This is a genomic window from Pseudoxanthomonas sp. LjRoot204_2, from assembly GCF_056175765.1.
Window position 1 is genome coordinate 1 of the sequence record NZ_JBGFFG010000075.1, and the last position, 10,727, is coordinate 10,727.

Annotated in this window: 9 protein-coding genes; 7 read left to right on the forward strand and 2 right to left on the reverse strand. The window is 69.5% G+C overall.

The annotated features are described in order from the left end of the window. The 7 genes from AC04L7_RS05485 to AC04L7_RS05515 form a co-directional block, all read left to right on the forward strand. Positions 1-559: Wadjet anti-phage system protein JetA family protein (locus AC04L7_RS05485; protein ID WP_475512653.1), on the forward strand; the 559-nt coding region annotated here is incomplete at its 5' end. Continuing rightward, positions 556-1,197: a DUF4194 domain-containing protein gene (locus tag AC04L7_RS05490; protein WP_475512654.1), complete on the forward strand. Its 642-nt coding sequence runs from the start codon at positions 556-558 to the stop codon at positions 1,195-1,197. The genes AC04L7_RS05485 and AC04L7_RS05490, both read left to right, overlap by 4 nt. Continuing rightward, positions 1,184-4,612, forward strand: coding sequence for an SbcC/MukB-like Walker B domain-containing protein (locus AC04L7_RS05495; RefSeq protein WP_435997275.1), 3,429 nt, complete (start codon positions 1,184-1,186; stop codon positions 4,610-4,612). Before AC04L7_RS05490 ends, AC04L7_RS05495 begins: the two co-directional genes overlap by 14 nt. Then, on the forward strand, positions 4,609-5,835 hold the full coding sequence (locus AC04L7_RS05500; protein WP_296279049.1) for a Wadjet anti-phage system protein JetD domain-containing protein: 1,227 nt from the start codon (positions 4,609-4,611) through the stop codon (positions 5,833-5,835). The genes AC04L7_RS05495 and AC04L7_RS05500 overlap by 4 nt, the downstream gene beginning before the upstream one ends. An 88-nt stretch (positions 5,836-5,923) precedes the next feature. After that, a complete protein-coding gene (locus AC04L7_RS05505) occupies positions 5,924-7,963 on the forward strand; it encodes an FAD-dependent oxidoreductase (RefSeq protein WP_475512655.1) in 2,040 nt (679 codons plus the stop codon). A 516-nt stretch (positions 7,964-8,479) separates the two neighbouring features. Continuing rightward, the gene (locus tag AC04L7_RS05510; protein WP_296279047.1) at positions 8,480-8,935 is read left to right on the forward strand and encodes a cell wall hydrolase; all 456 of its coding nucleotides are present in this window, start codon (positions 8,480-8,482) and stop codon (positions 8,933-8,935) included. A 222-nt stretch (positions 8,936-9,157) separates the two neighbouring features. After that, positions 9,158-9,769, forward strand: a complete 612-nt coding sequence (locus tag AC04L7_RS05515) for a glutathione S-transferase family protein (protein ID WP_435997270.1) — start codon at positions 9,158-9,160, stop codon at positions 9,767-9,769. A 16-nt stretch (positions 9,770-9,785) separates the two neighbouring features. Here the strand turns inward: AC04L7_RS05515 and AC04L7_RS05520 are convergent, their stop codons facing one another. Together AC04L7_RS05520 and AC04L7_RS05525 are read right to left on the reverse strand one after the other, a co-directional pair. Continuing rightward, entirely contained in the window at positions 9,786-10,283 is a 498-nt protein-coding gene (locus tag AC04L7_RS05520) for a hypothetical protein (protein WP_435306604.1), read from the reverse strand. Positions 10,284-10,451: 168 nt separating this feature from the next. Beyond that, positions 10,452-10,727 (reverse strand): citrate/2-methylcitrate synthase (locus AC04L7_RS05525; protein ID WP_475512656.1); only part of this gene is annotated, 276 nt, incomplete at its 5' end.

The window sequence follows — 10,727 nt, forward strand, 5'->3', positions numbered from 1 at the left end:
CGCCTTCCTCGACTATCGCCTGCGCGCACCCGACAAGCTGGACATCCTGCTGCGCCGTGCCTGTCGTGGCGTGCAGCATGCGCCGGAAAGCGCACTGCGACTGCCGGTGGCGCCAGGCGCGCTGATGGACGCGAGCCGCCTGCGCCCGCCGCGGCAGAAGCCGCAGCCCATCCCACGCAGCGCCAACGCCACGCAGCCGCCGACACCCGAGCAACTCGCGCGGCTCAACCTGCTGCGCCGGATGAAGCGCGCGCGCCTGGTCACCGCCGAGGACATGGCGCGCTATGTCGGCCCGCACCTGGAGACGACGGATGCCGTCGACTCCGGCGCGTTCTCCATCGCCAGCATCGAAGACCTGCGCGCCTACCAGACCCTGCTCACGCTCGCGTTGCGCAGTCATCGCGCCGGCGGCCTGCGACGCGAGGATCCACTGGGCCGACTGCTGCGCGGGTATCGCGTCGAACTGCTCGATGCCGGCGGCCACGACGACAACGGCTATCTGCGCGCGCCACGCTTCGTCGTGCGCCGCATCGGTACGCCCTCACGGAAAACCGCATGAAACGCAGCTGGAATACGCTCAGCCAACTCTCCAACGGCGTCTACGCCGTGCAGGACTTCGAACGCGCCGCCTACCGCCTGGTGGTGGAGCAGGTGCTGTACGCGAGCGACCRCAATACGCGCCTGGCGTACCACCTGGTGGAAGACCACTTCGACGACTTCATCGCCGCGCTCGCCCCGCTCGGCATCCGCCTGGAGCGCAATGCCCACTACCGCTACGTGGTGGCGTTGCCCGCGCATGCCGAGGGCGTTCCGGTGACGCTGGGCGAAACGCTCTTGCTGCTGGTCCTGCGGCAGCGCTATGACGAAGCAATGAGACAAGGCATGGTGGAGGACGAAGGTGTCGTCACCGTCGAACTGCCCGAGTTGCAGGAGGCCTACCAGGCACTGGCCGGGCGGCCGATGCCCGATGTCGGCACACTGCGCGAACTCGCCCGCACCCTGCGACGCTGGGGCACGTGCCGGCTGGTCGAGTCGGAACCGGACGATCCCCAGCCATTCCACCTGCACGTGCGCCCCGCCATCGTGGAGATCGTCGGCGAACAGTGGCTGCAACGGCTGGACCAGCACAACCGCGACGACGACGCCGGCGGCGCGGACAACGACGACGTCACGGAGGACGGCGATGCAGCAGCTTGAGCGCGTGCACCTGGTGCAGTTCTTCCTGTTCGAGGCACAGACCCTCGAACTGGACGCCACCACCGCCATCATCGCGCCCAATGGCGCCGGCAAGAGCGCCTTGCTCGATGCGCTGCAGATCGTGCTGCTGGGCGGCGACCGCAGCCGCATCCGGTTCAACGCGCAGGCCGGCGGCAGCCATCGTGCGCGCACCATCCGCGACTACTGCCTGGGCGTGTTCCGCAGCGGCGACGACGGACGCAAGCGGCGCACCGCCACCACCTACATCTCGCTGGTGTTCCGCGATACCGACACCGGCGACCTGCTGACCGCCGGCATCGCACTCGGCGCATCGGTCGACGAGCCCGACCATCGGCTGCACGGGCTGTACCTGCTGCCGGGCGTGGCGCTCGAGCTCGCCGACCATGTAGAACAGGTCAAGGGCAAGGAACTGCCGCTGGCCTGGCCGACCTTCCGCGAGATGGCCGTGCGCCGCTGCAAGGCGGCCGGCGGTGCGCCCGAACTGCACACCGTGGCCGAGCGCTTCGTGAAGGACCTGCTGCTGCGCCTGCGCGCCTCGCCCACCGCGAACCCCGACATCAACGCCTACCGCAAGGCATTCCTCAACGCCCTCAACCTGCAACGTGTGGAGGACGTGGACCTGTTCGTGCGCACGCTGGTAGCCGAGGACAGGCCCACCGACATCGCCCGCTTCCGTGCCTTGCTGGAGAGCTTCCGCCAGATCCGCGACCGCATCGCACAGGTGCGCCAGCGCATCGAAGCGGCCGAAGGCGTCGAGCGGCAGTACGACCGCATCGCCACCCAGGCCGTGCGGGCCGCGTCCTACCGCGCTTTGGCCGCCGAATACGCGCGGGAGCTGTACCGCGAACAGCTGGATCAGGCCGAAGGCGCCGTGACCCGTGCGGAAAACGGCCTCGCCGATACCCGCCGCCACCTGATCGACACGCGCGCCGAACGCGACATGCTGCGCGATGAACAAGCACGTGCCACCGCCCGCCTGCAGGGGAGCAGCGGGTATGGCGAACAGGCGCAACTCGACGAACTGGCCGAGCGCGATCGCGAGCGCCTGGCACAGGTGATCCGCGAGCTGCAACGCGATATCGGTTTCGTCCGCGATACCTTCCGCCAACTCGATGCGCTCGCGCTCGACGGCATCGAGGCCGGTGCCGTGGACGCGGCGCGCGCGGAGTGGGACACATGGCATGCCGCGCTGGCGTCGCTGGCAGACGGGGAGGCGCTGCCTTGGACGCCGGAGGACCTGTTCGCGCACGCACGCCAGGCGCTGAGCAGGTCCGCGCCCCTGCGCGAGCAGGTCGACCAGCACGCCCGTCACCTGCACGCCGCGTACGACAAGGCGCGCGACGCGCTGCTGGCCGCGCGGCAGAACCAGAAGCGCCTGGCCGCCGGACAGGCGGAACTGCATGCCGATACCGTGCGGCTGATGAGCTACCTGCGCGAGGCGGGCATCGATGCGCGCCCCGTCTGCGACCTGGTGCGCGTCGCGGATCCCGCATGGCAGCCCGCCATCGAAGCCTATCTGCGCAGCAACGTGGAGGCGCTGCTGATTCCCGCCGCCGACGAAGAACGCGCGGTCAAGCTGTATCGCGGCCTGTCCGGCGGGCGTTCGGTCTACGGCGTGAAACTGGCGCTGTCCAGCCAGGCGCGCGAGTTGCGCGGGCGGGACGCTGCGGTCGGCAGCGTCGCCGCGCTGCTGGAAGGCGTCAACGACGATGCCCTGGCGTTCCTGCGCAGGCAGCTGGGCGAGCTGCGCTGCGTGGACACCGAAGCCGAGCTGGTGCGCAGCCGCCAGGGCCTGACCCGCGACGGCCTGCTGGCGCGCGGCGGCAGCATCGAGCGGTTGCGCCTGCCTGCCGCCGGCGAGCTTCGCATCGGCGCGTCCGACAACCGCGCCCGTTTGCGCGTGCTGCACGAAGAAATCGAGAAAGCCGAACGCGAGGTCCGCGAGATCGAGCCGCACCTGCGCCGCGCCGATGAATGCCAGCGCAGCCTGGCGCGGCTGGCCGACGCCGATGCGGTCGCACAGGCGCTGCACGAGCGCGCGGTGGAACATCGCCAGGTCGCGGGACGCTATCGCGCTGCGCAGCAAAGCCGCCTCGCCGCGCTGGATCCCGACCTGCTCCGCCTGTCCGATGCCGTGCGCGCACTCGCCACGCAACTCGGCGAGTGCGAGGCGCGTACCGATGCCCTGGTCGGGCAGGAAGCGGTCGCCGTGGCCGATCTGGACCGCAGTCGCCGCCTGCTCGCCGGTCTGCGCGAACAGGAGGAACGAGTCGCGCGTCGCGCCGTCGATGCCTTCGGGGATCCCGACGTCGATCCCAACCTGATCGAGCGGCATCGCGACGAACTGGATGCCAAGGTCGAGACCCTGGAAGAACGTAGCGCCACCTGCGAGCGGCGTGCCGACGAGAGCGACCGACAGCTCGCCAAGCTGCTGCCGGAGGCCTGGAGCACGCTGGCCCAGTACGCGCGCGACCATCAGCTGGACGTCGATTTCGACGCCAGTGCGTGGCGACCGGCGCTGGCGTTGCTCCAGCGCGAACTGGCCCAGCTGCGCGACACCGACCTGGTGCGCTACGAAGGCGAGGCGCGCCAGGCCTATGACACCGCCGTGGACACCTTCCGCGCCGGCGTAGCGGCGGCGCTGAACGACAACTTCATCCGCCTGCGCCAGCAGATCGCCACACTCAACCGGACGTTGCGCAGCAGCCCGCCGTTCTCCAACAACGAGCGCTACCAGTTCCACTACGAGGTGGTGCCGGAGTTCCGCGAACTGGAGCGCTTCATCAAGCGCGCCGTGGAGATCGGCGGTGAAGACACCCTGTTCGGCACGGCCGGCGAGGTGCCGGCGGCGTTCCGGGAGCTGATCGAGGACGGCGCTGCCGCACGGACTGCCACCTCCCCGCTGGACGACTACCGCCGCTTCTTCCGCTTCGAAGTGCAGATCCGCCAGGACGACGCCGTGATCGGCACGCTCAGCGAGCGCATGCGGTCCGGTTCCGGCGGCGAGCACCGCGCGCCGCTGTACGTGATCGCCGGTGCTGCGCTGGCGGCGGCCTACGGCAAGAGCGAGGCGCATCCGGGCGGCCTCGGGTTGATCCTGCTGGACGAGTTCGGCGACAAGATCGACGCGCAGAATGCACGCGCCACCACCAACTACCTGCGCTCGCTGGGGTTGCAGCTGGTGCTGGCCGCACCCGACACGGCGCAGGGCACGCTGAGCGGCGTGCTCGACAGCTACATCGAACTGTTCCGCGATGGCGACCTGCTGCAGGCCGAGCGCATCGAGGTGCAGGCCGCCGCGCGCGCACTCCTGCTGTCCGACCAGTTCGACCTGCATCCGGAGCTGCTGGCCGAGGAAACCGCCCGCATCGAAAGGCAGCAGGCGCCGGCGTGAGCGACGCCCGGCGCGTGCTGGAGCGGCTGCTGCGCAAGGGCGAACGCGCCCGGCTGCGCGGCGATGCCTCCCCCGCATCGCTGCCGATGACCGAAGCCAGCGCGCGCGACTATGCGTCGCTGCGCACGCTGGCCGAACGCGAGAGCTTCCACGCGCAGGTCGCCATCGCCGAACGCGCCGGCGCGGTCAAGGTCGAGCGCGACCGGCATCGCGGCGACGGTGAGCGCCTGCTGCGGCTCACCGTGATCGACCTCGAGGTACTGGCCGACCACCTGGGCGTGCCCTTGCTGGACGCCCGCGTGCGCGAAGCCGCCGGGGCGCTGTCGGCGTGGTTGACGGACTTCCCGGTGCTGAATGACGTGCTGGCGGCGTGGCGGGCCGACCGCAAGGTGCGCGGCCACGGTCCGGAGGCGGCACTCGACCTCGCCGACGCCGCGCTGGCAGTGCGCGCCCGCCTCACCGACGAGGCCCATGAACGCATCCTCCGCCGCGAGAGCGCACGCCTGTTCGCAGGGCGTGCGCAGGCGAGCAAGCGGCTCGAACAGCTCACCCCGTGGCTGGACCTGCTGGGTAGCGGTCAGCTGGCTGCCGATGGTCCCCTCGAGAAGGAACACGTCTGGGCCTCGCTGGGCCTTCGCCGCGAGCCGCAGCCGCTGCTGGTCGCCGGTACCGGCACGCTGCTGCTGGACAGCGACGTGGAACTGCCGCTCGCCACGACCTTCCTCGGCGTTCCGCTAGACGCCGTGCGGGGCGTGCGGACCGATGCCGCATGCGTGCTGAGCGTGGAGAACCTGGCCAGCTTCCACGACACCGCACGTACGGCAGGCGTAGAGCGCGCGCTGGTGGTCTACACCGGCGGCATGCCGTCTCCGGCCTGGCGGCGCGCTTATGCCCGACTGCTGAGTTCGCTGCCCCCGGACATTCCGGTGTGGCACTGGGGAGACATTGACGAGGGCGGCTTCCGCATCGCTGCCGTCCTCGCGGATACCGTCGCCGCGAGCGGCCATCGGTTGCGGCCATGGCTGATGACGCCTGCGGACATCCTGCCGATCTCCGTGCACGACGTGTCGGTACCTGCACCCGATCTGCTGCAGGCCATGTGCCGATGGGCTGGACGTGCTGGCTGGGCGGGCGTCGCTGACGCGCTGCGCGCGCAGCCTCTGTGCATCGAGCAGGAAGCCCTGCCCGCCCGCCTGCCTCCCACAGACCTCGCCGCGCGATGATGGCCTCCACTGTCCCGACCGCGCTTGCGTGCCCCGGTGTTTCACGKCATCGTGCGCCCACCCATACGCCCGCGTATCCACTGCCCGCATGACGTCGACCGCCGCCACCGACTCCTCGCCCTACCCCCACCTGTTCAGGCCGCTCGACCTGGGCTTCACCACGGTCCGCAACCGGGTGCTGATGGGCTCGATGCACACGGGGCTGGAGGACCGGGCCAAGGATTTCCCGCGCCTGGCGGCGTACTTCGCCGAGCGGGCGGCCGGCGGCGTGGGCCTGATCGTCACCGGCGGCTTCTCGCCCAACCTGGTGGGCTGGCTGAAGCCGTTCGGCGGCAAGCTGTCGTGGCCGTGGGAGGCCCGGCCGCACAAGTTCGTGACCAAGGCCGTCCACGAGCATGGGGCGAAGATCTGCGCCCAGTTGCTRCACGCCGGCCGTTACGGCTACCACCCGCTGACCGTGGCGCCGTCGAGGCTCAAGGCACCGATCAATCCGTTCACTCCACGCGCGCTGTCGGCCCGCGGGATCGAACGCCAGATCAGCGCCTACGCCAACGCGGCGAAGCTGGCGCGCGACGCCGGCTACCACGGCGTGGAAATCATGGGTTCGGAAGGCTATTTCATCAACGAATTCACCGCGCCGCGCACCAACAAGCGCGACGACGCCTGGGGTGGCACGCCGGAGAAGCGCATGCGCTTCGCGGTGGAGATCGTGCGGCGCGTGCGCGAGGCGGTGGGCCCGGACTTCATCATCATCTACCGGCTGTCGCTGCTGGACCTGGTCGAAGACGGCAACCAGTGGGACGAGATCGTCCAGCAGGCCAAGGCGGTGGAAGCCGCGGGCGCGACGATCATCAATTCCGGCATCGGCTGGCACGAGGCGCGCGTGCCGACCATCGTCACCTCGGTGCCGCGCGCGGCCTTCGTCGACGTCACCGCCAAGCTCAAGCCGCACGTGCGCGTGCCGCTGGTGGCGACCAACCGGATCAACATGCCCGAGGTCGCCGAAGGCATCCTTGCCGCCGGGAAGGCCGACATGGTGTCGCTGGCGCGCCCGCTGCTGGCCGACCCGCAATGGACGGCCAAGGCGCGCGCCGGCACACCGCAGGCCATCAACACCTGCATCGCCTGCAACCAGGCCTGCCTGGATCACGTGTTCGAGAACAAGCTCGCCAGTTGCCTGGTCAATCCGCGCGCCTGCCACGAGACCGACCTCACCTACAGGAAGACGTTCGCGCCGAAGACCATCGCGGTGGTCGGCGCCGGCCCTGCCGGACTCGCCTGCGCGACGGTCGCCGCCGAGCGGGGCCACCGGGTGACCCTGTTCGATGCGGCAGACGAGATCGGCGGGCAGTTCAACYATGCCAAGCGGATCCCGGGCAAGGAGGAGTTCCACGAGACCTTGCGCTACTTCCGCCACAAGCTGGAAGAGACACGCGTGGAGGTGAAACTATCCTCTCCGGTCGCGGCGGACGATCTGGCCGGCTTCGACGAAGTCGTGCTGGCGACCGGCATCACCCCGCGCAAGGTCGCCTTCCCGGGCGCCGACCACGCCAAGGTCGTCAGCTATGTGGACGTGCTGTCGGGCCGGGTGAAGGTGGGCGCACGCGCCGCACTGATCGGTGCCGGCGGCATCGGCTTCGACGTCGCCGAGTACCTGACCCATGAAGGGCCTTCGTCCTCGCTGGACCCGGCCCGCTGGATGGCCGAATGGGGCGTGGATCCCACCTTCGAAGCCCGCGGTAGCTTGGCACGCCCGCATCCGGAGCCGCCCGCCCGCGAGGTCTGGCTGCTCCAGCGCAGCCCGGGCAAGCCGGGTGCCCGCCTGGGCAAGACCAGCGGCTGGGTGCACCGGGCCACACTCAAGGCCAAGCAGGTGAAGATGCTTGGCGGGGTGGAGTATCTGGGCGTGGACGATGCCGGGTTGCGCATCAAGGTGGACGGCGCCGACCAGCTGCTGCCGGTCGACCACGTGGTGGTATGCGCCGGTCAGGAGCCGCGGCGCGAGCTGCAGGCCGCCCTGCTGGCCGCCGGCCGGACGGCGCACCTGATCGGCGGCGCCGACGTGGCCGCGGAACTGGATGCCAAGCGCGCGATCGACCAGGGCAGCCGGTTGGCGGCAAGTCTGTAAGCGCGCCCTCCGTAGAATCGAGCTTGCTCGACTCCGGAACGGCTGGAATCCTGGAAATCCTGGGCAAGAGCAGAAGAGCAAGCTCCGCTCTACTGGCGCTTGGAACCAGCCCGAACAAACGCCTCAAAGACATCGTTGCGTCGAGCCTGCCCCACTCCCGACCGCCCGGAATGCGGCAGCGACTCGGGCTGAGAGACGCAGCAATCTCCGCTCCACGGGCCTGCTTCCTGCGACGTCCCTCACAGTTTCCAGCCAGATGGGTGCCCCCGCCGTCAAGCCAGCCCGTTCAGGCCGAGTTGGGACGCCCCCCCCTACCTTGCGCCCACTTTCCGGCCCGCCGCCCAGTTCAGGCGGGCTGAGCCCGGCGCTCGGATCCCTCTGATCCGGCCTTGCCGGTCCCCGGGCAGCCCGTGTGAAGGCTGCCTCCCCATGACGCCCTGCCGCATGTCCCAGGTTTGCCGCTCCCCGCGTGACGGGAGAGGCAGGGGTGCGGGAAAGACGGAGCAAGGAGTTCCCATGAAACTGGCCTGGATCCTATGGCTGTCGCAGATGTTGCCGCAGCCGGCCGCCGATTCGCTTTGCCTCAGCACCACCGTTTACCTGGAAGCCCGCGACCAGACCCTCCGCGGCCAGCAGGCCGTCGCCGAGGTCGCCCTGCGCCGCCGCGACAGCGGCCTGTGGGGTGATTCCGTCTGCTCCGTGGTCACCGCCCGCAAGCAGTTCGCACCGACCATCGTCGGGCCGAATACCCGCCTGAAGAACCCGGAGGCCTGGGCCCAGTCGGTCACCGTCGCCCTTAACGCCGAACGCAACTGGGCCCTGCCGCCCGGCCAGCGCAAGGAAATCGTACCCGGCGCCAGCCACTTCATGGCGCACCAGATCGCCAGCCCGAGCTGGCGCAACGCGTACCACGTGGCCACCATCGGCGACCACACGTTCCTGCGCGTGCAGAAGCTCAAGCCCCGCTCCTGAGACCGAGCGCTTTCGAAGCCACGCGCACGCGCTGATCCGTTCGCCGCAGCCGGAGCCGCATGGCCCCTGCTCCCCCTCTCTCGCGGGAGAGGGCAAGGGGTGAGGGCAAACCCCCGCGATGCCTGTGGTTCGTAGGCGACACGATCCGTTGCACCGCGCATCACATTGGAAACATCCGAGGCCCGCGATAATCGCGGGCCTTTCTTTTTCCCAAGGGACACCATGAAGCTGTACACCAAGCCCGGCGCGTGCTCGACCGCCGACCACATCGCACTGCAGTGGACGGGCCAGCCGTTCGACGTTCAGGTGATGACGGCCGCCGAGATGAAGGCGCCGGCGTACCTGGCGATCAATCCCACCGGCGCGGTGCCGGCGATCGTCGATGGCGATTTCGTGCTGACCCAGAACGCCGCGATCATGGGCTACATCGCCGACACGTATCCGCAGGCGCACCTGGCCGGCGACGGTTCGCCGCAGCAGCGCGCGCAGGCCGCGAAGTGGCTGTCCTTCGTCAATTCCGACCTGCACCCRGCGTTCCATCCGCTGTTCGGACCGGCCCGCTTCATCGGCGACGAGACGCAGTTCGAGGCGGTGAAGGACGCAGCGCGCAAGCGCGTGCGCGGCTTGTTCGAGCAGGCAGACAGTCAACTGGAAGGCCGCGACTGGCTGGCCGGCTTCCGCAGCTTCGCCGATCCGTATTTCTACATCACGCTGCGCTGGGCAGACCGGATGGGCGTCGACCTGTCGGGCCTGCATAACGTCGCCGCGTTCAAGCAGCGCATGGAGGCCGATGCCGGCGTGCAGGCCGCGCTGAAGGCCGAAGGCCTGGCCTGATCCTGCGCGGCGCGCGTCAGCCCAGCGACGCGCGCACGTCCTCCAGCCAACGCGTGGCGAAGGTGTGGTCGCGCGCCTTCGTCATCGCAGTGGCGACATCGGGAAGCAGCGCTTCCAGATCATCGGCGTTCGCGCAACGCTCGACCTTGAGCTGCAGGAAGTAGCCCTTCAGGCCGATGTGCGAACGGATGTCGTCGGTAATGCGCGCATACAGCAGGTTGTAGCGTTCGGCGGAGGTCATGATGACCGGGGGCGCACCGTCGTTCGATTTGGTGGCGGCCACGGCCGCCAGCATCGAGGCGGCACCGGAGCGGCGTTCGATCAGTCCGTCCGTCGCCAGTTGGCCGAGCGCATCGTCGGGCGCATGCAGGCCGCTCATCATCGCCTGCAGTTCGTCGTCGCTGCGCTGGCCATCGACCAGCAGCAGGATCGAACGCAGCCCCGCCGGCAACTTGCGCGTGCGTTGCTGGATCTCGTTGCGTCCGGCCTCTGTCTTGCACCATCTGGTCTGCATGGCATCCCCCCAAACGACGCGCGGCGGGCCCCTCCCGCGGCTACGACGTTCCCCTGTCCGCCAGTAGTACCCCGGCCCGGCCCTTCCCGGCTGCCACGCGGGTCACACAAACGACACGGGGCCGCCCGACCTTCGTCGAAACGGCCCCGCGTGTCAGCGGCGCTTGCCTCAGCGCTGGTCGATCGGCACGAACGCCAGATCCTCAGGCCCCGTGTAATTGGCGCTCGGGCGGATGATCTTGCCGTCGATGCGCTGCTCGATCACGTGCGCGCTCCAGCCGCTGGTGCGGGCGATCACGAACAGCGGGGTGAACATCGCCGTCGGCACGCCCATCATGTGGTAGCTGACCGCGCTGAACCAATCGAGGTTCGGAAACATCTTCTTGATGTCCCACATCACCGATTCCAGACGCTCGGCGATGTCGTACATCTTCATGCTCGACTG

Excerpts from the sequence above, each read along its gene's own strand:
- AC04L7_RS05495 (WP_435997275.1), top strand. The coding sequence starts at position 1,184 with ATGCAGCAGCTTGAGCGCGTGCACCTGGTGCAGTTCTTCCTGTTCGAG.
- AC04L7_RS05510 (WP_296279047.1), top strand. The coding sequence starts at position 8,480 with ATGAAACTGGCCTGGATCCTATGGCTGTCGCAGATGTTGCCGCAGCCG.
- AC04L7_RS05520 (WP_435306604.1), bottom strand. The coding sequence starts at position 10,283 with ATGCAGACCAGATGGTGCAAGACAGAGGCCGGACGCAACGAGATCCAG.